Source organism: Neorhizobium sp. NPDC001467, assembly GCF_050275975.1.
In the GTDB taxonomy this organism is placed as follows: domain Bacteria; phylum Pseudomonadota; class Alphaproteobacteria; order Rhizobiales; family Rhizobiaceae; genus Neorhizobium.
The window spans coordinates 67,464-89,451 of record NZ_JBNNPS010000002.1 but is presented as its reverse complement, the minus strand read 5'-3'; the positions used below and the strand labels follow the sequence as shown (position 1 = coordinate 89,451).

Annotated in this window: 19 protein-coding genes; 11 read left to right on the top strand and 8 right to left on the bottom strand. The window is 60.8% G+C overall.

The window, feature by feature from the left end:
* Positions 1–114: 114 nt before the first annotated feature.
* A complete protein-coding gene (locus ACQKKX_RS05360; protein WP_427569436.1) occupies positions 115–321 on the top strand; it encodes a hypothetical protein in 207 nt (68 codons plus the stop codon).
* Between the two features lie 80 nt (positions 322–401).
* Here ACQKKX_RS05360 and ACQKKX_RS05355 read toward each other — a convergent pair whose 3' ends face one another.
* The 3 genes from ACQKKX_RS05355 to ACQKKX_RS05345 all read right to left on the bottom strand — a co-directional run bounded on the left by ACQKKX_RS05355 (position 402) and on the right by ACQKKX_RS05345 (position 2,700).
* Entirely contained in the window at positions 402–1,118 is a 717-nt protein-coding gene (locus tag ACQKKX_RS05355) for a L,D-transpeptidase (RefSeq protein WP_427569435.1), read from the bottom strand.
* Between the two features lie 217 nt (positions 1,119–1,335).
* Positions 1,336–2,154 carry a L,D-transpeptidase gene (locus tag ACQKKX_RS05350; RefSeq protein WP_427569434.1) on the bottom strand — a complete coding sequence of 273 codons (819 nt, stop codon included), beginning with the start codon at positions 2,152–2,154 and terminating at the stop codon, positions 1,336–1,338.
* Positions 2,155–2,244: 90 nt separating this feature from the next.
* Positions 2,245–2,700 carry an Rrf2 family transcriptional regulator gene (locus ACQKKX_RS05345; RefSeq protein ID WP_427569433.1) on the bottom strand — a complete coding sequence of 152 codons (456 nt, stop codon included), beginning with the start codon at positions 2,698–2,700 and terminating at the stop codon, positions 2,245–2,247.
* Positions 2,701–2,848: 148 nt separating this feature from the next.
* On the opposite strand from ACQKKX_RS05345, the gene ACQKKX_RS05340 reads away from it, so the two are divergent.
* The gene (locus ACQKKX_RS05340) at positions 2,849–3,745 is read left to right on the top strand and encodes an NAD(P)/FAD-dependent oxidoreductase (RefSeq protein ID WP_427569432.1); all 897 of its coding nucleotides are present in this window, start codon (positions 2,849–2,851) and stop codon (positions 3,743–3,745) included.
* Between the two features lie 100 nt (positions 3,746–3,845).
* Here ACQKKX_RS05340 and ACQKKX_RS05335 read toward each other — a convergent pair whose 3' ends face one another.
* Positions 3,846–5,852: a biotin carboxylase N-terminal domain-containing protein gene (locus ACQKKX_RS05335; protein ID WP_427569431.1), complete on the bottom strand. Its 2,007-nt coding sequence runs from the start codon at positions 5,850–5,852 to the stop codon at positions 3,846–3,848.
* Positions 5,853–5,891: 39 nt separating this feature from the next.
* Entirely contained in the window at positions 5,892–7,424 is a 1,533-nt protein-coding gene (locus ACQKKX_RS05330) for an acyl-CoA carboxylase subunit beta (RefSeq protein WP_427569430.1), read from the bottom strand.
* A 98-nt stretch (positions 7,425–7,522) separates the two neighbouring features.
* Between ACQKKX_RS05330 and ACQKKX_RS05325 the strand changes: the two genes are divergently transcribed.
* From ACQKKX_RS05325 to ACQKKX_RS05305, 5 genes are all read left to right on the top strand, one after another.
* Positions 7,523–8,275, top strand: coding sequence for a TetR/AcrR family transcriptional regulator (locus ACQKKX_RS05325; protein WP_427569429.1), 753 nt, complete (start codon positions 7,523–7,525; stop codon positions 8,273–8,275).
* The gene (locus ACQKKX_RS05320) at positions 8,272–9,372 is read left to right on the top strand and encodes an efflux RND transporter periplasmic adaptor subunit (RefSeq protein ID WP_427569427.1); all 1,101 of its coding nucleotides are present in this window, start codon (positions 8,272–8,274) and stop codon (positions 9,370–9,372) included. Before ACQKKX_RS05325 ends, ACQKKX_RS05320 begins: the two co-directional genes overlap by 4 nt.
* Before the next feature lies 1 nt (position 9,373).
* Positions 9,374–12,520, top strand: a complete 3,147-nt coding sequence (locus ACQKKX_RS05315) for an efflux RND transporter permease subunit (RefSeq protein WP_427569426.1) — start codon at positions 9,374–9,376, stop codon at positions 12,518–12,520.
* A 50-nt stretch (positions 12,521–12,570) separates the two neighbouring features.
* On the top strand, positions 12,571–12,966 hold the full coding sequence (locus tag ACQKKX_RS05310) for a pore-forming ESAT-6 family protein (RefSeq protein WP_427569425.1): 396 nt from the start codon (positions 12,571–12,573) through the stop codon (positions 12,964–12,966).
* A gap of 190 nt (positions 12,967–13,156) precedes the next feature.
* Entirely contained in the window at positions 13,157–14,830 is a 1,674-nt protein-coding gene (locus ACQKKX_RS05305; RefSeq protein WP_427569424.1) for a glycoside hydrolase family 13 protein, read from the top strand.
* Positions 14,831–14,875: 45 nt separating this feature from the next.
* Here ACQKKX_RS05305 and ACQKKX_RS05300 read toward each other — a convergent pair whose 3' ends face one another.
* Entirely contained in the window at positions 14,876–16,537 is a 1,662-nt protein-coding gene (locus ACQKKX_RS05300; protein WP_427569423.1) for an alpha-amylase family protein, read from the bottom strand.
* A gap of 303 nt (positions 16,538–16,840) precedes the next feature.
* Here ACQKKX_RS05300 and ACQKKX_RS05295 point away from each other — a divergent pair, with 303 nt between their 5' ends.
* From ACQKKX_RS05295 to ACQKKX_RS05280, 4 genes are all read left to right on the top strand, one after another.
* The gene (locus ACQKKX_RS05295) at positions 16,841–17,497 is read left to right on the top strand and encodes a trimeric intracellular cation channel family protein (RefSeq protein WP_427569422.1); all 657 of its coding nucleotides are present in this window, start codon (positions 16,841–16,843) and stop codon (positions 17,495–17,497) included.
* 83 nt (positions 17,498–17,580) lie between these two features.
* Positions 17,581–17,739 carry a YqaE/Pmp3 family membrane protein gene (locus tag ACQKKX_RS05290; protein WP_112733530.1) on the top strand — a complete coding sequence of 53 codons (159 nt, stop codon included), beginning with the start codon at positions 17,581–17,583 and terminating at the stop codon, positions 17,737–17,739.
* A gap of 375 nt (positions 17,740–18,114) precedes the next feature.
* Complete coding sequence (locus tag ACQKKX_RS05285; RefSeq protein WP_427569421.1) at positions 18,115–18,255, top strand: hypothetical protein; 141 nt, start codon at positions 18,115–18,117, stop codon at positions 18,253–18,255.
* A gap of 125 nt (positions 18,256–18,380) precedes the next feature.
* Complete coding sequence (locus ACQKKX_RS05280) at positions 18,381–19,157, top strand: DUF1194 domain-containing protein (protein ID WP_427569420.1); 777 nt, start codon at positions 18,381–18,383, stop codon at positions 19,155–19,157.
* 50 nt (positions 19,158–19,207) lie between these two features.
* On the opposite strand, the gene ACQKKX_RS05275 is transcribed toward ACQKKX_RS05280, so the two are convergent.
* Both ACQKKX_RS05275 and ACQKKX_RS05270 read right to left on the bottom strand, forming a co-directional pair.
* Entirely contained in the window at positions 19,208–19,990 is a 783-nt protein-coding gene (locus ACQKKX_RS05275) for an SDR family oxidoreductase (RefSeq protein WP_427569419.1), read from the bottom strand.
* Positions 19,991–20,294: 304 nt separating this feature from the next.
* Entirely contained in the window at positions 20,295–21,416 is a 1,122-nt protein-coding gene (locus ACQKKX_RS05270; RefSeq protein WP_427569418.1) for an RHE_PE00001 family protein, read from the bottom strand.
* Positions 21,417–21,988: the final 572 nt, after the last annotated feature.

The following is a 21,988-nucleotide window of genomic DNA, read 5'->3' as shown; positions in this document are numbered from 1 at the left end:
CAGGCGGTTTGCGCCGCCGAAAACACCTTAAGATCCTGATGGGCATGCCTGTATCGGCCACCGGCTGACCACATCAGGCGTGCTTCTACCATGGAAGTTCGAAAAGGACGGAAGGTGATCAACATCCATGCCAACGGACCGCTGGTAGCCAATGACAGCGATCTGCCAGCGGCTGCCGTTCGCGCCGGTGCCGGCCTGGGTTATATCATGGAGCAAGATGTCGCCGAGGAGATCGCAGCCGGGACGTTGGTGCAGGTGCGGACGGACTGGTGCCCGGCCTGCCCGGGCTTTCATCCCTACCATCCAAGCCGGCGACAATAGCCGCCGGCGTTAAGGGCACTGATTGCCGCCCTCAAAATGGAGAGGGCCGGGAAAAGCCACGTTCCCCCAGCCCGGTGGCCTTACTGCCAGACCACGACGCGAGCCTTTTCCGGCACGCGGTCATAAAGGTCAATGATATCCTGGTTCATCAACCGCACGCAACCGGACGACACCGCCCGGCCGATGGAATTCCATTCCGGCGATCCATGCAGACGGTAAAGCGTGTCCTGGCCGTTCCTGAAAATATAGAGCGCGCGTGCGCCCAGCGGGTTCTTCAGGCCCGGCGGCATGCCGCCATTCTTGGCGGAATAGGAGACCAGTTCCGGCTGGCGGGCGATCATCTCGTCCGGCGGCGTCCATTTCGGCCAGCGCTGCCGCCACTGGATGACGCCCTCGCCCTGCCAGGCAAAACCGTCGCGACCGATGCCGACGCCATAGCGCATCGCCGTGCCGCCCGGTTCGGTGAGGTAGAGGAAACGCGACTGCGTATCGACCACCACCGTGCCGGCAGGCTCGCCTGTCGTGTTCGACACGCGCTGGCGATAAAACCGCGGCGGGATTTTCTGGTAGGGCACTGCCGGGATGACAAAACCGCCATCAGCAATCTGGCCATACATCACGTCCAGTTCGCTATTGCCGCCGAGCGAGGGATCGACAATCTGTGTGGCATTGTCGCGGTAGGTAATGGTGTAGCCGCGCGTGACGGGACCGGAAGAGGCGCAACCGGCCAGAGTGGAAGCCGTCCCGACAGCCATCAGGCTGAGCAGGTTTCGGCGTGAAATCATCGTGTCTGTCATGGGGGTCGTTTCGACTTCGTTACAGGGCATCTGGCCGCAGGCGCGGCCTTAAGAAGGCAGCAGGCGTGGCGGGCGTAAACGAGGATGGACAACATTTGTTCCATCGCCGGCCGCTACGTCAGCTGTCGTTATACGAACATAGGCCGTGCGTTGTCGTCCAGCCACGAAAAGGCATGCGATCACCCCCGGACCGCGGCCATAAAAACGCCAACCGTGATCAGATCACCACGATCGTCGTCTTGGGAGGCACGCGATTATAGAGATCGATGACATCCTGATTGAACATGCGGACGCAGCCGGAAGACGTTGCCTTACCGACCGATTGCCAATCCGGCGTGCCGTGGATCCGGTACAAGGTATCCTTGCCGTCGCGGTAGATATACATGGCGCGGGCGCCGAGCGGATTGTTGAGACCGGGCGTAGCGCCGCCTTCTGACGCCGCAAACTGGCGCAATTCCGGCTGGCGGGCAACCATGTCATCGGGCGGCGTCCAGCGCGGCCATTTCGCCTTCCATTGAACGATGCCGCGGCCGGTCCAGCCATAGCCGGCCTTGCCGAGGCCGACACCGTACCGCATCGCCTTGCCATTTTCCTGCACAAGATAGAGGAAATGCGCGCGGGTATCGACAACGATCGTACCGGGTGCCTCCGTCGTTTTGTACGCCACTTCCTGGCGCAGAAAACGCGGATCGACGCGGGACGTGGGAATGGCTGGAAGCGTATGACCCTCGTCACGCATGATTTCGTACATCGTGCGGTGCACCGGGTTTGATACCGGCAGGCCATAGGTCTGGTGGAAATCGGTCGGGTAAAGCTGACGCTTTTGCGGGATCGCGCCGGGCATGGGCGGCGGATTGTTGCTCGGCGGATCGACATAGGCCGGCACACCGAAAACTGGCGCGGTTTCCTGAACGAAGACCGCCGGATCCATTCGCGTCGTATCGGTCACGAACAGGCAGCCGGAGAGACTGGTGGTGGCGCAAAGCAGCGTTGCCAGCGCAAAACTACGGCGAAGAGAGACAGGGGGCAGGAACATGGCAGACTGCTTCCGGCAGATGACGTCACCGACAGGCTAGCGACCGCAACTGGCGCGAAACTGGTGATCGGTCGTGACGTGGCGGAATGCTCAGGAGCGCCCGGTTTGCGCCTTCACGGTATCGGCGGCAGCCGGGGGCGCGAAATCCCGCGCGATATCGGCAAGCGTTACGCCTTCGAAACGCCGCAGAAGCAGCTGTTCCGCCTCGGCGAACACGTCCCGCAACGTGGCATTGACCGCCTGTTCGATGACGCAGCCCGGCATGTCATAGGCAGGGCCGACGGCGAAGACGGATGGTTCTCCCACTGCCCGGTAAATGTCGAGCAGAGTCAGTTCCGCAAGCGGCCGCGTCAGCGTCCATCCCCCGCCGTGGCCCTTTTCCGAGGTCACATAGTTCTTTTCGCGCAGGCCGGCCAGGGTGCGGCGAACGACGACGGGATTGGTATCCAGCATTTTCGCGATCGCCTCCGACGTCAACGCGCCGTCATGATGCCCCATGTGAATGAGCACATGCAGCATCCGCGATAGCCGGCTGTCCTGGCGCATATTCTGTCACCTCCGTCGTAATGCCGTGCCCGAGCGTCCGCCGTCGAGATAACACAATCGGCGCTTTCGTCACATCAAAAGTTTCATGAAGCTTGACTCCGGCTTTTCACGCAACTTAAGTTGTTTCGAGACATGAAAGGAATTCGCCATGACTGAAATCGTTCACGACGTCATCATCGTCGGCGGCAGCTATGCCGGTCTTTCTGCAGCGTTGCAGCTGGGCCGCGCACGCCGTCGGGTTCTGATCATCGATGAAGGCCGGCGCCGCAATCGGTTTGCCGCCACATCGCACGGGTTTCTGACCCAGGACGGGGTGGATCCGGCCATCATTGCCGCGGAGGCGCGCGCGCAGGTCATGGAATATGGCACCGTCGACTGGCTTTCCGCCCGTGCCGAAACGGCGGAGCGTACGGAAGATGGCTTTGCCGTCACCGCCGCCGGCAAGCGCCATCAATCGCGCCGCCTGCTTCTGGCCACCGGCGTGCGGGACATCCTGCCGGCGATCGTCGGGCTTGAAGAGCGTTGGGGCAAGGCGGTGTTTCACTGCCCCTATTGCCATGGATACGAGCTCGATCAGGGCCCCATCGGCGTGATCGCCGGCTCCGAACTCTCCATGCACCATGCGCTGATGCTGCCCGACTGGGGACCAACCACGCTTTTGCTCAACGAAGCTTTCGAACCGGATGCCGACCAGACCAGGAGTCTCATCGCGCGAAACGTGACCGTCGAGCGCAGTCCGATCACGGCGATCACCGGCCATGCCGATATTATGCTTGGCGACGGCCGACAGCTGTCCTTTGCCGGACTTTTTGCCCTCTCCCGCTTCGAGATGGCAAGTCCGCTCGCCGGTCAGCTCGGCCTGCAATTCGAGGATGGCCCGCTGGGTGCGGTGATCAAGACAGATGCGATGAAGGAGACCAGCATGCCCGGCGTCTTCGCCTGCGGGGATGCCGCGCGGCCGATGGCCTCGGTGGCGCTGACTGTCGGCGACGGCAACCTCGCCGGTGCCGGCCTGCACCGCTCCCTACTGTTCGGCACGATCTAAAAGGGCGACGGTCCTGACTTTGGAACTGTTTGCGGCCAAAGACTGCCCGGCGCTTGGCAAGCATCGCTGAACATGCAGGAATTTCAGCAATCCCTGCGGACTATTCGAATTCGAGGATCAGGTCGTCGGCGGCAAGGCTCTGGCCGATAGAGACGGCGACCTGTTTGACCACGCCGCTGCGTTCGGCCTTGAGCACGTTTTCCATTTTCATCGCCTCGACCGAGGCCAGCGGCTGTCCGGCCTCTACCCTATCGCCGACCGCGACGGTGATCGATGTAAGCACCCCGGGCATGGGACATAAAAGCATTTTCGACGTATCCGGCGGGCTCTTGACCGGCATCAGCCGCGCCAAGGCGGCGACGCGCGTCGAACGAACACGGGCCGTGACATCGACACCGCGACACCGCAGCCGGATGGCAGCACCGGAAAGGTTTGTCTTCACCTGCAAAATCTCGCCGTCCACGGCATATTCCGCAAGGCTGTCTCCCGGCCGCCAGTTGGATTCGACGGAGATCGTGGTGCCATCGTCAAACACCGCCACGGCTCCTTCCATGCGAAGGGCTATTTCCTGCCCCGGCCACGTGACGACCCATGCCCTTGCGCCAGTCGCATGCGCACCGGTGAGGGCGCCGGAAATTTTTGCGGCGCGTGAGCGGATCGTTTCATGGGCGACGGCCGCGATGGCCGCTAGCTTTCTGGACAAGGCGACATCCGGCAACACACCTTCAAATCCTGCCGGAAACTCTTCGGCAATATAGGCGGTCGTCAAATTACCGGACCGAAAACGCTCCTGCTGCATCACCGCCGACAGGAATGGCAGGTTGTGGCCGATGCCCTCCAGTTCGAACCGATCGAGCGCTCCGGCCATGGCATCCACGGCTGCAAGGCGAGCGACCGCCCCTTCGCCGGGCCCCCAGCTGCACAGCTTGGCAATCATGGGATCGTAGAACATCGATATCTCGTCGCCTTCGGCCACACCGGTATCGTTGCGCAGGATCGTGCCATCCGGCTGCCTGCCTTCGCCCGGCGGCCTGTAGCGGGTCAGGCGGCCCGTCGATGGCAGGAAGTTGCGCAAGGGATCCTCGGCATACAGCCGACTTTCAATCGCCCAGCCGTCCAGCCGGACCGCGTCCTGGGAAAAGGAAAGCCTCTCGCCGGCCGCGATGCGGATCATCTGTTCGACGAGATCGATGCCGGTCACCAGTTCCGTGACGGGATGTTCCACCTGCAGCCGGGTGTTCATCTCCAGGAAATAGAAATTGCGATCGGCATCCACGATGAATTCGACGGTGCCGGCCGAATGATATCCGACGGCTTTTGCCAGGGCGACCGACTGCTCGCCCATGGCCTTTCGCGTTGCCGGATCGATAAAGGGCGACGGCGCTTCTTCGATGACTTTCTGATTGCGACGCTGGATCGAACATTCGCGCTCACCCAGATAAAGCATGGCTCCATGCTGATCCCCCAGAACCTGGATTTCGATATGACGCGGCTGGGTGATGAATTTTTCGATGAAGATGCGGTCATCGCCGAAGGAGGATTTGGCTTCGTTTTTCGAAGACTGGAAACCCTCGCGAGCCTCTTCATCATTCCAGGCGATACGCATGCCCTTGCCGCCGCCGCCGGCCGACGCCTTGATCATCACCGGATAGCCTATGAGGGATGCGATCTTCACCGCCTCCTTCGCATCCGCGATCAGGCCCATATGGCCGGGGACGGTCGAAACCCCGGCATCGGCAGCAATCTTCTTGGAGGTGATCTTGTCGCCCATTGCCTCGATTGCCGCAACCGGCGGCCCGATGAAGACAATGCCCTCCTTTTCCAGCGCCGCTGCGAAACGGGGATTTTCCGAGAGGAAACCATAGCCCGGATGGACGGCATCGGCGCCGGTCTTGCGCACCGCCTCGATAATGCGATCGATGACGAGATAGGATTGGCTGGAGGCAGCCCCACCGATATGCACCGCCTCGTCTGCCATGGCGACATGTCGTGCGCCGACATCTGCGTCCGAATGGACGGCAACCGTCTCGATCCCCATTTTCCTTGCTGTCGCAATTACCCGGCAGGCGATTTCCCCACGGTTGGCGATGAGAATTTTTCCGAACATGCCCGACCTCGTCACAATGGCGTCCTTACAGCGGCGTCCCTATAGCGGTATCGTGTCGTGCTTCTTCCAATGCGTCGTCACCTGCTTGTTGCGCAGGGAAGCGAACGCCCGGCAGATGCGGCGGCGCGTGGAATGCGGCATGATCACATCATCAATGAAGCCACGCTCGGCCGCTGCGAACGGCGTTGCGAACCGCTCCTCATAATCGCGGGTGCGAAGCGCGATGCGTTCGGGATCGTCAAGCTCGGACCGAAAGAGAATTTCCGCAGCACCTTTCGCACCCATCACGGCGATCTCCGCCGTCGGCCAGGCATAGTTGATATCCGCGCCCAGATGTTTGGAAGCCATCACGTCATAGGCGCCGCCATAAGCCTTGCGGGTGATCAGCGTCACCATCGGCACGGTGGCCTGCGCATAGGCAAAAAGCAGCTTTGCACCGTGCTTGATGACGCCGCCCTGTTCCTGTGCCGTGCCCGGCAGAAAACCCGGCACGTCCACTAGCGTCACGAGTGGTATCGAAAAAGCATCGCAGAAGCGCACGAAACGCGCCGCCTTGCGCGACGAATCGATATCGAGGCATCCCGCCAGCACCATGGGCTGGTTGGCAACCACGCCGACGGTTCGGCCCTCCAGCCGGATAAAGCCGGTAATGATGTTTTTCGCAAACGCGTCCTGGATTTCGAAAAAATCGCCCTCGTCGGCCAGGGCAACAATCAGTTCCTTCATGTCGTAGGGCTTGCTGGCACTGTCGGGGATCAGCGTGTCGAGCCGCATCTCCACCCGGTCGACATCGTCGTGGAACGGGCGCACCGGCACGCCGCCGCGATTGTTGGCCGGCAGGAAATCGAACAGCTGCCGCACGGCCTCCAGCGCCTCGATGTCGTTTTCGAAAGCGGCATCGGCAACCGAGGATTTTTGAGTATGGGTGCGGGCGCCCCCGAGATCCTCCGCCGACACGATCTCGTTGGTGACGGTCTTCACGACATCCGGACCGGTGACGAACATGTAGGATGTGTCGCGCACCATGAAGATGAAATCGGTCATAGCCGGCGAATAGACCGCGCCGCCGGCGCAGGGGCCCATGATGACCGATATCTGCGGGACAACGCCCGACAATTCGGCATTGCGTCGGAACACTTCCGCATAGCCGCCAAGCGAGGCCACGCCCTCCTGGATGCGGGCGCCGCCACTGTCGTTGAGTCCGATCACCGGCGCGCCGACCCTGACGGCCATATCCATGACCTTGCAGATCTTTTGCGCATGCGTTTCCGAAAGCGACCCGCCGAGAACGGTAAAATCCTGGGAAAAGACGTAGACCTGGCGACCGTTGATGGTCCCCCAGCCGGTGACGACGCCATCGCCGGCAATCTTCTGGTTCTCCATGCCGAAATCGGTGCAGCGATGGGTGACATACATGTCGAACTCTTCGAACGACCCCTCGTCGAGCAGCACGTCGAGGCGCTCGCGGGCCGTCAGCTTGCCCTTGCCATGTTGCGCGGCGATCCGCCTTTCACCGCCGCCGAGCCGCGCGGCCGCGCGGCGCCGTTCGAGTTCCTCCAGGACTTTATGCATGACGCCTCCCCAACCCATGACCCAGAGGTCATACCTGATAGAGGGCTGGTGGAAAACAAGATGCCTTCAATCGGCCTTGCGTCGTCGCGTCGGATCGAGTGCGCATCTCCACGGTCTCAGCCTCAAAATTGTCATTAAGTGACAATAGCAGTATCACTGACTGCATTTGGCGCGAGGACAACGTTTTGCCTGTCAAACGAAGGGATGCCCGGCTGGATGTGGCGCGCCATGCCGCCGACCTTTTCATCCGGAACGGTCTTGCAGCGACAAGCGGTGCCCATATTGCCGCCGCGTCCGGCCTTTCCGAACGCACCATCTGGCGCTATTTCGGCTCCAAGGAAAGCTGTGTCGAGCCGCTTTTTCTTGCCACCACCCTGCGCTTTCACGCCAAGCTGCGGCGGTGGCCGCGTCATGTTTCGATCGAGGACCATCTAGATGAATGCTGCAAACTGGAGGACGCGTCGCCGCAGGACATCGCCGACGGCGTTCTGGCCGTTCAGCTGCTGGCGCTCATGGCGAAGGAACCTGCCTTACGTGGCGTCTGGCTTGTGGCCGCCTACGCCATGGAGCAGGATCTCGTCTCCATCATCGCCGATCGTCTCGATCGTTCGGTGCGGGATTTCGATGTGCGTTTATGCGCCGCAACCATCGCGGCCGCAATGCGGATGATCGACGAGACGATCAGCATCGCAGCCATCGAACACAAACAGCAGTTTACAACCCAGGAGATCGTGCAGCATCTGGCAAAGGCCATCCGGCAGGCCAGCACGTTACCGATCTGCGATCCGATCACCCCCAATGTATTCGGCAGGGCAGACCGGCCGCTGCCCGCACAAGGACCGACACCATGACATTCCGCCCCGTATCGAGCCCTCGCAAATCCGCGGCCGCCTTCGTCTGCCTGACCCTGTTGATGACGGCAGCCCAAGCCGACGCCCAGACACGATCCGACGGCCCGTTGCAGCTCGCCCCGGTCGATATCGGCAAGACGGTTCGGCAGGATATCGCCACGGAAGTGCGCATTGCCGGTTCGCTGACGCCGATCCGCCGCTCGACCCTGACTTCGCGTGTGTCGTCCACCATCATCGAGTTGCCGGTGCGGATCGGCGACGTCGTGAAAGCCGGTGACCTTCTCGTGCGCTTCGATACCGAGGCGCTCGCTTCCGCCGTCACGGCCCGCAAGGCCGAAATCGACGCACTCAATGCCCAGGTCGAACTGGCCCAATCCGTGCTCGAGCGCAACACCGCCCTTGGCGAACGCGGCGCCGCATCGGACGCAACCCGGCTGGAAGCCCGCGCAAACCTTTTGAACCTGCAGGCGCAGCTGCGTTCCAAACAGGCCGAACTGGCCGATTCCGAGCGCTCGCTTGCCTATGGCGAGTTGCGGGCGGAATTCGACGGCGTCGTGTCCGCCCGTCCGGTCGAGCAGGGCCAGACGGTCGCGCTCAATACCGAACTGATGACGATCGTCGATCTCAGCCGCATGGAAGTGGATGCCGGCGTGCCGACGAGCCGCATTCCGCTGGTGCGTCTCGACCAGCCGGTCGAGCTTTCCGTCGAGGGTTTTGCCGGTCGCACCTTTGCCGGCAAGGTCACCCGCATCTCGCCGACAGCAGTCGCCGGCTCGCGCGCGGTACGCGTTTTCCTGGCCATCGACAATGGCGAGGGTCTGCTGCGCGGCGGCATGTTCACCACCGGCATTCTGAAGGTCGACGACCAGAAGGACGTCATCGCCCTGCCGACCGCGTCGATCCGACACGACGCAGACGGCACGTACGTCCTCAAGGTTGACGGCAACACCCTGCGCCGGCAACCTGTCGATCTCGGCACGAGCTGGACGGATCGCAACCTCGTTGAGGTTTCCGGCATAGACGAAGGCCAAACGATCGTCACCGCGCCGCTTCCGGATCTCGTTGCCGGCACCGCCGTCAGCGTCGAGGAGCTGTAAGATGTTTCTGACCCGCATCAGCGTCGGCCACCCGGTCTTTGCCACCATGATGATGGTGACGATCCTCGTCGTCGGCCTGTTTTCCTACAGCCGTCTGGGCGTCGACCAGTTCCCCGAAACCGATCTTCCCATCGTCGTGGTGGCAACGACCTATACCGGCGCCTCGCCCGCCTCGGTAGAAAGCGAAGTCTCGCGCCCGATCGAATCCTCTCTCAATACGATCGGTGGCATCGATACGATCACCTCGGAATCCTACGAGGGCCGCTCGATCGTCGTCGTGCAGTTCGAACTGGACGTCGACAGCCAGGTGGCGGCACAGGAAGTGCGCGACCGCGTGGCGCGTCTGGAAGCATCCTTCCCGGACGAAGTCGATACGCCGCAAGTGACCCGCTTCAACCCCGACGACCAGCCAATCCTGTCGATCGCGGCCTCCTCCCCCACCCGCACGCTGTCGGAAATCACGACGCTTGCGGACCGCGTCATCACCAATAGGCTCAGCGTCGTTGGTGGCGTCGGCCAGATTTCACTGGTGGGCGGCAGCGAGCGTCAGGTTCTGGTCGTGGTCGATCCGGACCGGCTGGAGGCCTACGGTGTCGGCGTCTCGACCGTGATGGACGCCATTCGCCGCGAAAACCAGGACCGGGCCGCCGGCACCCTCATTTCCGGCATCAACCAGCGCATTGTCACCGTGGAAGGCCGCATTCCCGACATAGCCGGCTTCAACAGCATCATCGTCACTCAAAGTGGAGGCTACCCCGTCTACCTGTCCGATGTTGCCACCATTCTAGATACCGGCGCCGAAGTCACGAGCCGCGCCACCTACCAGGGCGTCCCCTCGCTGGGGCTCGACATCGTCAAGGTTCAAGGCGCCAACACCGTCGAGGTGGCCGCGGCGCTGCGCAAGGAAATCGTCGCGCTCAACAGCGAGCTTGCCAAGGAAAATGTTGCGCTCACCATCACCCGTGACAATTCCCGGGCAATCGCCGCGCAGGTCTCGGAAGTGCAGCGCACGTTGATCGAAGGCGGTGTGCTGACCGTATTGATCGTGTTCCTGTTCCTGAACTCCTGGCGATCCACGGTGATTACCGGCCTGACGCTGCCGATCTCGGTCATCGGTACCTTTGCCGTCATCTACGCGCTCGGCTTCACGCTGAACACGATGACGCTGATGGCGCTGTCTCTGTCGATCGGCATTCTCATCGACGACGCCATTGTCGTGCGCGAAAACATCACCCGCCATCTGCAGATGGGCAAGGACCATGTAAAGGCCGCGCTCGACGGCACGAACGAGATCGGGCTGGCCGTCCTTGCGACCACCCTGTGCATCATCGCCGTATTCCTGCCGGTCGCCTTCATGGGCGGCCTGATCGGGCGTTTCTTCCTGCAATTCGGCGTCACGGTGGCTGCGGCCGTGATGATCTCCCTTTTCGTATCCTTTACGCTCGACCCGATGCTGTCGAGCGTCTGGTATGATCCGCAGAGCCAGAAGGGCGCCAAGCGGGGTTTCGTTGGCCGCGCCGTGGAACGGTTCGACCACTGGTTCGAAGGGCTGGCGGGGCGTTATCGCTCCCTGATCCACTGGACCTTTGACCATCGCAAGACGACGATTGCGATCGTGGCCGCCATGTTCGTCGGAAGCCTGCTGCTGGTGCCCCGTATTGGTGCCGAATTCCTGCCACCGGCCGATCAGGGCGAAGTCAGCGTGTCGCTGGAAGCTGCCCAGGGTTCCTCGCTCGACTATATGGCCGCAAAGGTTACGCAGGTCGAAAAGGCGTTGCGCGAATTTCCCTATGTCGGAGCGACCTATTCGACCATCAATTCGGGTGGCGCGCGCGGCTTCAATCAGGCCAATGTCGCGGTTCAGCTCGTCCCGAGTGCCGACCGATCAGTGACCACGGCGCAGAGCATAGAACCGATCCGCCAGCGGCTTTCGCGCGTGGCCGGTCTGGAGATCTCGATCGGCCAGTCGTCCGGCATGGGCGGAGCGTCGAAACCGCTGCAACTGTCGATCCTCGGCGACGGCGATGCGGAACTGCGCCGGATTTCCGACCAGATCACCAGCGCGCTTGCCGCCATTCCTGGCGCCACCGAGGTGGAATCCTCGATCGAAAACGTCCGGCCGACGATTGCGGTGCGGGTGCGGCGGGAAGCAGCGAGCGATCTCGGCGTGTCGATCGCCACGATCGGCGATACGCTTCGACCGCTGGTGGCCGGCGATGCCATTTCGGTCTGGAACGCGCCGGATGGAGAATCCTATGACGTGACCCTGCGCCTCCCGGCCACGGGCCGTCGTGACGCCGCCCAGCTTCGCAATCTCACCATCTCCACCGGCCGCACCGACGATGACGGCAAGCCGATCACCGTCCTGCTCGATCAGGTCGCCGATGTGGTCGAAAGTACCGCTCCCGACGCGATCACCCGCAAGGATCTTTCGCGCGAGGTGCGGATCTCCAGCAATATCGAGGGCCGGGCGCTGGGCGACGTCACCTCCGATCTCAATGTCGCGATCGCCGACATGGACATCCCGGTTGGATACCGCATTTCGTTCGGCGGCGACGCGGAAAACCTGGCCGAAAGTACCGGGTATGCGGTCCAGTCGCTCGCGCTGGCCGTCATCTTCATCTACATCATCCTGGCCTCCCAGTTCGGATCGTTCATCCAGCCAATCGCGATCATGATGACCCTGCCGCTGTCGCTGATCGGGGTTCTGCTCGGGCTTCTGTTTACCGGCTCGACGCTCAACATGTTCTCAATGATCGGCTTCATCATGCTGATGGGTCTGGTGACCAAGAACGCCATCCTGCTGGTCGATTATTCCAACCTTGGCGTGCGGGAGGGCAAGGATCTCCGCCAGAGCCTCGCGGATGCCGGAGCCGTGCGTCTGCGACCGATCATCATGACCACGCTCGCCATGATTTTCGGCATGCTGCCCATGGCGCTGGGCCTGGGTGAAGGCGGTGAACAGCGAGCACCCATGGCGCATGCGGTGATCGGCGGGCTGATTTCCTCCACGCTGCTGACCCTGGTCTTCGTACCCGTGGTTCTGACCTACCTGGATGGCATGGGCCGACGCGTGTCGCGCTGGCTTTCGCATTCACCGGAAAAACGTCAGACCGCTCTGGCCGTCCCGGATCAGCCGCCTAGTTAAATCCCTGCCGGTCACGTTCAGATGCCGGTCAGGGAGTGGGAGACCAAGCGATGAAAAGAACTGTCTTGATCGGCGTGTCGGCACTGGCCTTTTCGGTGTCCGCAACTGCTTCGCCGGCCTTCGGTCAGGCGACCAACGAGCAGATGGAAATGGCGTACAATTCGGCACGCAATCAGTTGGGCGTCCTGAAATACTGCCAGAACCAGGGGCATATCGATGGTGAAGCCGCTGCCGTGCAGACAAAGCTGATCGCGCTCATCCCGGCACCCGCCAACACCGACAAGGGCGACGAGGCCGAAAAGACCGGCGAACGCGGTACGATTGCTGCCATGGGCGTCAATCAGGATCTCGCCGCCTCTGCCAAGGCACAGAATGTCACGGAAAAGCAGTTCTGTGATGTCGTCGCCAATGCCATCAAGCAGGTTGCCACCCAGCTTCCGAAATAACCCGTGCCGCTTGTGCTAGAAGTCGCCGCGATTCAATTGATGCAACGATGACATGCGCCTGATCGCGGTGAGCGCGGCGGGTGCTGGACACCGTTCGATCGCCTCCCCGCGCGGGCCTGCCCTGCCGTTCGGAACATCCATTGTCTTTCCGTGTTCACCCGGCAACCACCCGTCCGAACCGGAGCATGCCATGGACCACCCCTCCACAGCGAAACAGATGTCTTCCCCGCTGCAGCAATGGTGGCACACGACGACTGCCTATCAGGTCTACCCGCGCAGTTTTTCGGATTCCGATGGAGACGGTATCGGCGACATTCCCGGCATCATTTCCAAACTCGACTATCTCAAGGACCTCGGTATCGGGGTAATTTGGCTGTCGCCGATCTACCGATCACCGATGGACGACAACGGCTACGATATTTCCGATTACCGCGATATCGCCGCGGAATTCGGCACGCTTGACGATTTCGATCAGCTCGTCCGTGAGGCGAAAGCGAGAGATATCGGCATACTCCTCGACCTCGTCGTCAACCATACGTCCGATGAACATCCCTGGTTCGTCCAATCGCGCGCCGATCGCGACAACCCGTATCGCGACTTCTACATCTGGCGCCGGCCGGCGGCGGATGGCGGGCCGCCGAACGACCTTCAGTCCTCCTTCGGCGGCCCGGCCTGGACGCTCGACCCGGCCACAGGGGACTATTACCTGCATCTGTTCTCACGACGCCAACCGGACCTGAACTGGCAAAACCCGCGCGTGCGCGAAGAAATCTACAGCATGATGAACTGGTGGATTGCGCGCGGTATTGCTGGTTTCAGGATGGACGTGATCGACTACATCGGCAAGCAGCCGGATGCCGGGATCGTGACCGACGGTTCTCGCCTGCACGATTACCTTCAGGAAATGAACGCAGCCACGTTTGGCGGCCGGGACCTGCTAACCGTCGGCGAGACCTGGAGTGCGACGCCGCAATCGGCGCTGCTCTATTCGGGCCGCGACCGCAACGAGCTGTCGATGGTCTTCCAGTTCGAGCATGTCACCCAGCAATGGGACAGCGTCTACGGAAAATGGCGGCCAAAACCGCTCGACCTGGTTGCGCTGAAAGCGGTGCTTGGCAAATGGCAGCAGGCGCTTTCGACGGACGGATGGAATTCGCTGTTCTGGGGCAATCACGATTTGCCGAGAGCCGTGTCGCGTTACGGCGATGTCACCGGTTACCGCGTAGCATCGGCCAAGATGCTGGCCACCGTTCTGCATCTCCTCAAGGGGACGCCGTTCGTCTATCAGGGCGAGGAGATCGGCATGACCAACGTGCCCTTCACGACAATCGACCAGTATCGCGACATCGAGACGCTTAACATGCAGCGCCTGCATGTCGATGCCGGTCTTTTGCCCGAGGAATTTCTGAAGGGCGCCAATGAAAGCAGCCGGGACAATGCCCGAACGCCTATGCAGTGGAGTTCCGACCCACATGGCGGCTTCTCCTCCGGCATTCCGTGGATCGACGTCAACGACAATTACACCACAGTCAACGCCGCTGCCGCCATCGCCGACACGGCGTCGATATGGCATCACTACCGCCACCTGATCGGGATGCGAAAGGCCCACCCCGTCATCGTCTATGGGCAATACCGATCCTATCTCGACGACGATCCGAATGTCTTCGTCTACGAACGCCAGCTCGATGAAGTGCGGCTCGTGGTTGTCGCCAATTTCAAGCCGCTGCCGCTGTCACTGACCATGCCGCCGGAAGCGCAGATCCGTGGCCTGTGCCTGAGCAGCAATTATGCCGCCCGCGACCGGATCGATGCGACCATCGATCTTGCTCCCTACGAAGCCTTCGCGGTACTCGAACGCCGATGACTTGATCGATCGGAAAGTCCCCGAAAGGTCAGTGTCCCCAACCCGTCAGATGTCGCTGCGCTTGAGCAGATAATCCAGACCACCGGCACGATACCAACGATAGCCGTAGGGTTCGATCACCATATGATGGCGACCCTGCTCATCCGCGCGGCTGTCGCTTCCGTCGGCGATATCGATAAGCAGCGTCTCGCCTTCCTCGCCGCCGGCTTTGAAGACGATTTCCACTGGCTGGTCATGGAAATTGTGAATGGTAACGACGGCGTTGTTGCGCCAGTCGTAGCGCATGCCCAGTACACCGGCGTCGCCGCAATCGAGCAGGCTGAACGTGCCCCAGCCGATCTCGGGCGCTTCCTTGCGCATGCGGATCATACGCTCCGTCCAGTTGAGCATCGATTCGGAATCGCGCCTCTGAAAGGCGACATTGAGATGGCTGTAGCCGTAAGGCCCCTCGGAAATGACCGGAAGAACAGGTTTGTCGCTCTTGGTAAACCCGCCATTCGGCTCGTTCGACCATTGCATCGGCGTTCTTGCGCAATTGCGTTCGGGCAGTTTCAGGTCGTCGCCCATGCCGATTTCGTCGCCGTAACGAAGGACCGGCGTTCCGGGCAGTGAATACATCAGGCTGTAGGCGAGCTTCAGGCGCCGAATATCCCCACCCAGCATTGGCGCCAGACGCCGCCGAATACCCCGGTCATACAATTGCATGTTCTTGTCGGGGGCGAAGGCGTCGAACACCCGCTGGCGCTGACCTTCACTGAGGCGACCGAGATCGAGCTCATCGTGATTGCGTAGAAAAACTCCCCACTGGCCCGATTGCGGCCGCTCCTGCGTCTCCTTCATGGCCTTGCCGAGCGGCCTTGTATCGGCGCTGGCCAGCGCATAAAACAGCGCTTGATTGACGTGGAAGTTGAACATCATCTGCATGCGTTCGCCATCATCGCCGAAATACTGCAGGTTCTCCTTGGGCACGACATTGGCTTCCGCCAGAATGATGCTGTCGCCCTTGCGCCACTGCAGAAATTCGCGAAAGCTGCGCAGCATATCGAACTGCGCCTTCGGGGTCTTCACGTCGGCGCCCTTTTCGGCGATCACGAACGGCACCGCATCCATCCGGAAGCCGCACACGCCGAGCTGAATCCAGAAGCCCATGATTTTCAGGATCTCCGCCTGAACCTGCGGATTTGCCGTATTGAGGTCCGGCTGGAACTCGTAGAAGCGGTGAAAATAATATTCGCCTGATTTCTCGTCGCGGGTCCAGGTGGTCTTCTGCACGCCGGGAAAAACCATGCCCTCGTCGGCATTGGCGGGCTTTTCCTTAGACCAGACATACCAGTCACGAAAACGCGAATTCTTGTCCGCCCGCGCCTCCTTGAACCAGGGATGCTGGTCGGATGTATGATTGACGACAAGATCGATCAGAACGCGAATACCGCGCTGTTTGGCCCCTTGCGTGAATTCGACGAAATCGCCGAGCGTGCCGTATCGCGGATCGATATTATAGTAGTCCGATACGTCATAGCCGTCGTCGCGGCCCGGGGAGGTCTGAAACGGCATCAGCCATATCGCGTTGACCCCAAGGCCCGCCAGGTAATCCAGCCGCCGCTGCAGCCCCTGAAAGTCGCCAACGCCGTCGCCATTGGCATCCATGAAGGTTTCCACGGACAGGCAATAGACCATGGCATTCTTGTACCAGAGGTCGTTGATCATCGCGCTTTCTCCGAACTGATGCGTTTGCAGGCAAGCGCCTGAACCGACCATAGGTTCCGTCGGAAATCTGCCCTTCCCGCTTTTCGCCAGAGTTACACTGCGCAGCCTCCGGTCATGCACTTGCAGTCTGGGGCCCGAGCGTCCCGCAGCGCCGGGCGCAAAAATCCGGCTGGATGGTCCCGACCATAATGGACGGGCGCCCGTTGCGTGGATATCGGCGGGGCGCCGATAATAGGCCGGCCCCGACATGCAGGACGCTTGTCTCACGCCGAGCAGCCGCATAAAGCAGATGCACGAAGCCGGATGGCCAATGAGGAGAGCGATGTGCTGACCCTTCTGAACTACGCGGGTGTCGTCGTTTTCGCCGCCGCAGGCGCATTGGCGGCATCGCGCAAGCAGCTCGACATTATCGGTTTCCTGTTCTTCGCCGCGATGACCGGTATTGGCGGCGGTACGCTGCGGGATCTCATCCTCGGTCGGCTGCCGGTTTTCTGGGTCAAGGAACCGGCCTATATTCTGGTCTGCGTGGCCACGGGAACCCTTGTTTTCTTCACAGCCCATCTCGTTGAATTCCGCTACAGGCTTCTGCTCTGGCTGGATGCGGTCGGTCTTGCGGTCTATAGCGTCATGGGCGCTCAGATCGGTATCGAGGCAACCGGGTCGCCGATCATCGCCATCGTCACCGGCATGCTGACCGCGACCTGCGGCGGCGTTCTGCGTGATATTCTAGCGGACGAACCGTCCGTCCTGCTGCGGCCGGAAATCTACATCTCGGCTGCATTGGGCGGTGCCGGCGCCTTCGTGCTTGGCCAGGCGATTGGCCTGCCCCTCTTCTTCAGCGCCATGGTGGGTTTCGTTGTCGCCTTTGCCCTGCGGGGTGGCGCCATCCACTACGGCTGGACCATCCGCCGTTACCGGCCCCGACCGGGCCGGGATCCGGACGACGCACTTCGGAAATAACATGCGGATGATGTGCTGGCAGATGAACCAAAAACGCATCGGTGCGTTTACCGGTTCACCGCGTTCGCACAAGGGATCCTACATTGGACGTCATCCGCATTCTCTTCGCCATTTTCCTGCCACCCGTGGGCGTTTTTCTCCAGGTGGGCCTCGGGCTGCACTTTTGGCTCAACATCCTGCTGACGCTTTGTGGATACATTCCGGGCATCATCCACGCCATTTGGGTCATCGTGAAGAAATAAGCGGGAAGCGAATGCGATTCCGCAGCCGCTTTGCAATGTTTACTGACGTTTGTGCGAGTTACAGTCGTGACTGTCGTAATTTTACGACATCATGACTGTAGCTCACCTTTGTTGTTGTCTTACAGTTCCGTAGATCTTGCCCGTTAAAAGTTGTAGAACGCTGTTTTTCCTGGCGTTTTCCAAACGCCTTTTTTGGTAGTATTTCCACGCTATATTTCGCGGCGTCCCCGCCTGCGTTATTTTCGAAGTGCGAAATGATTCGCAATAATATTGGCTAAATGTTTTAGCGAGGCTGCTTTGAACGAACAAAGTAGTAAAATCGAGTCCTGGGCGTTTCAGCGGGCTCACCAAATCGTGGTCCATCAGGGACTGAGCTTGGTCAATGCGGCCCAGTCACTGGACCACAAACGCACCAGCAACCATACCTATGCATTGCGAAAGGCGATTTCCGATTGCCTGCTCGAGGCCCTGAAACATGGGCTCGACCATAAGGCTGTCGACGAAATCAGGCAGTAACCCAGACGCCTCGTCTAACGGATTGCCGGACGCGCGGCTTGCGGCTTGCGGTTCGACCGCAAGGACTAGCGCCGCACTTCTTCTGTGTTACTCTGGATCAGAATTAACGCAGTGACGAGGTCGAGATGCTGGTCACCCTTGCGATGCTCATGGGGCTTTCCGCCACGCCCCCTGTCGTTGCCGCTGCGGGCGGCGGCGAAGTCGATGTCGAACTGGCGCTTGCCGTCGATGTCTCACGCTCCATGGACTATGAAGAGATCCGGATACAGCGGCAGGGCTATGTCGAGGCGTTGTCGCATCCGGAATTCATTACCGCCGTTCAGGGCGGCATGCTGGGGCGCATAGCGCTGAGCTATTATGAATGGGCAGGCGAAGTCGATCAGGCTTCGGTCATCGACTGGCAGATCATCGCGACGGCGCAGGACGCAAAGGCCTTTGGCGAAAAGATCGCAGCCCGCCCCATCGCCACGCAAAGACGCACGTCGATTTCCGCCGCCATCAGCTTTGGCGCCGCATCGATCGTCTCGAACCAGTATCGCGGCATGCGGCAGGTGATCGATGTGTCCGGCGACGGACCCAACAATATTGGCGTCCCGGTTTTGCCCGTCCGCGACAAGGCAATTGAAGCAGGCCTCGTCATCAACGGTCTGGCCATCATGCTGCGCCCATCCGGCACGGCAGGCGGATTGGATCGCTACTATTTCGACTGCGTCGCCGGCGGCCCCGGGTCCTTCGTCCTGCCGGTTCTCAAGATCGAGGACTTCGCCATCGCGATACGACGGAAAATGGTGATGGAGGTCAGCAACACGGCGCCCGCCCCTACCCTTCAGCGCATCGCCGCGGACGCTCCGCCCGACTGCCTGTCGGGAGAACGGCAATGGCAGGAGTTTCTCGATCGATGAGTGACGAGCGGTCGACCGCGCGGTCCGATGATAACATCTAACAGCGGCCCTTACCGCAAGAGCCCCTGCCCCCCGTCGACATAGATCGGAACGCCGGTAACATGCCGTGACCGTGAGGATGCAAGGAAGACCACGACGTCGGCGACATCCTCGCTCCTGCCCGGCTTGCCATCGCTGATCGGCACCTGACCGGCCGGCCATTCGACCGGGATCGCCGTCTCCTCAGGCGAACGCTGGCGCGTATTTTCATCGATGCTGGTCTCGATCTCGCCAGGGCAGATTGCGTTGACACGGATATGATACTTGCCGAGTTCCAGCGCCAATTGCTGCACCATTGCCACCTGCCCGGCCTTGCTTGCCGCGTAAGCCGTGGCACCTGGCGTGGTGAATGTACGGTTGCCGTTGATCGAGGAGATGACGATGATCGACCCACGCCCCTGCGCCTTCAAATGCGGCACGGTCGTATGGAGCGTCAGGTATGTGCCGCGCAGATTGACGGACAAGGTCCTGTCCCATTCATCGGGCTTCAGATCATCGATCGGCGCCCAGACCCCGTTGATACCGGCATTGGCAACGACAATGTCCAGGCGACCATATTCCGAAACAAGCGCCGACACTGCCTTGCGCATGCCATCCTCACTGGCGACGTCGGCTTCGAGCACAAATGCCTTTCCTCCGGCGTCGATGATCTCTTGTGCCGTTTTCTCGATCTCTGAACGTGTATGGCCAAGCACGCCGACACTGGCGCCGGCAGAAGCCAGCTGTACCGCCGAGGCCTTGCCGATGCCCGAACCCGCGCCGGTTACCAGCGCCACCTGAGACTGCAAATCCATGGGAACTCCTTTCGCTGCGCGCACCAACATTGCCGCCAACGAGAAGCCTCTCGCATAGTTCCATGACGGAATGCTTCGGGTATCCAGACGCCGCCGGGCAACCACAGTCTGGCCGGGAAGATCTGCCTCGGTTGAGGTGCATGTCTGAAGCTCCGTAGGACTACCAGACATGCATGCCGAACTGAACATCAGTTCCTCCCTGCCACAGCGGAACTGCGCAAAAACGGAGTTGCCAGCTGGCAACTTATATCCGGTGTCGTCGATATCGACCTATCGCGCAGCTGCGATTTTCTAGCATGGACGGCTAGAGAACGCCCCAGGCACGAAAGCGGCCGCGGCCGGTCAACTCTCGAATATTCAGCTGGGAGATAATCCGGGTCGCGCCCTGCGGTGTCACGTCCAATGTTTCGACAATCATGTCCGTGGAAACGAAAGGCTGCTGCAAAACCAGATCGATGAGCTGCGGCAATTTCGACGAACTGCGCCGACCGTCCAGGCGCTGTACCAGCTGCTGCCGTATGAGCGACAGACGATCGTGCTCGCTCAGACCGAACTGCGCCGCTTTCAGTACAGCACTCAACAGGGCGTGAAGCCGCGTATCGCGGTGGCGATGTCTACGATCGCTGCGCGGCACCTGCTTGATGCCGACGCTGATCGGCAGCAGGCAGCCAGTTGTCAGACCGCTGTCGCGCAATGCGGCGGCCGACAGCAATGGGCCAAGCCAAGGCATGCGTTCCAGAACCTGGATCCTGTCCCAGGCATCCAGAAGCACCACGGCCCGCAAAACGCCCGGCAGTTCGCCGCAGTTCTTCAGAACTTGCCGCCATGCCCGCATACAGTCTTCCTCGTCGCGATGCGTCTTTTGACCCTCTATAAGATCGGCGATGTCTTCACGCTCCCGACTGACGGCATGAGCACCCGACAGCGGAATTTGCGACAACAAGGCTTCGCTTCGGGCCAACACCGCATCGATCTCCGCCAGATGTACTGAAAACGGATCATCCGTTCCCGCATCGGTATCATCGCCACCGGCGACTTTCGGACGCGCAGATTTGTGTTCGAGCACTGGTTCGGTGCGCTCATGTCCCCGGCGCAAACGGTTCAGCCCAGCCTCTGTCAGCGCCCATCCGTGCGGATGCGTCAGGATGCGCCGGCGCGACCGCACGATATCATGGGCGATGGTCAGGGCTTGGCTCGGCCGGCGCGCACCAAGTTCACCGACCTCACGAACAAGATCTTCCAGATGGACCAGCTCACCATCAACCCAGAGCGCGGCGCAGGCATCCCAAAAATGCGAGCGCGACAGCCAGCCCAACCTGATCGGAGAGTGAACCAAACGCTCATCCAGACGCGTGACCGCCGATGTGGCAGCCGCGATCGCTCCCGCCATATCGGCCAACGGCAATCGTGTCAGATCATAATCCATGGCTGACGGCTAAACGATTTTGTCTCCTCGCGCGAGTGGCAGACCTTGCGGAGACAAGGGCAGGGGACGGGTTTATAGCTGATCGCCGGCTTTCGGCACCACATACCGTCGCTCTGCCAAGTCATTGTACCACAATGGCTAATTTGCCTATCTGAAAGATAGCGGGCCCTTAGGGTTCATTACCCATACTACGTCTTGGTAGAGTTTTTTTACGAGCCGCATCGACGCCTTTGACTGCCGACTTCAGCAACGATGACTATCATAAATACCTGGAGGATGCCAAGGGACCAGCATACGAAACGAAACTGTGCATCTGCCGGTAGCCATGCAGGACGGCAACAATGTCAGCTTCCAAAGGAGCACGGTACACAATTATCACTACCAGCCAAGACGGTCGTGCCTTGGCCCCTTCCCTGCATTACATTCCCGCCGTCCGTGCAGCTTCGAAATATTGCTGGCCGGGCGGCGTTCATCCCGTCGAAGTTTAAAGGCCTCCTGCCGGACCGGGACCCTGAGGCATATTGCGTTGTAGGGTGACCACGGCCACCTCCGACTTGACGCCATGATAACCG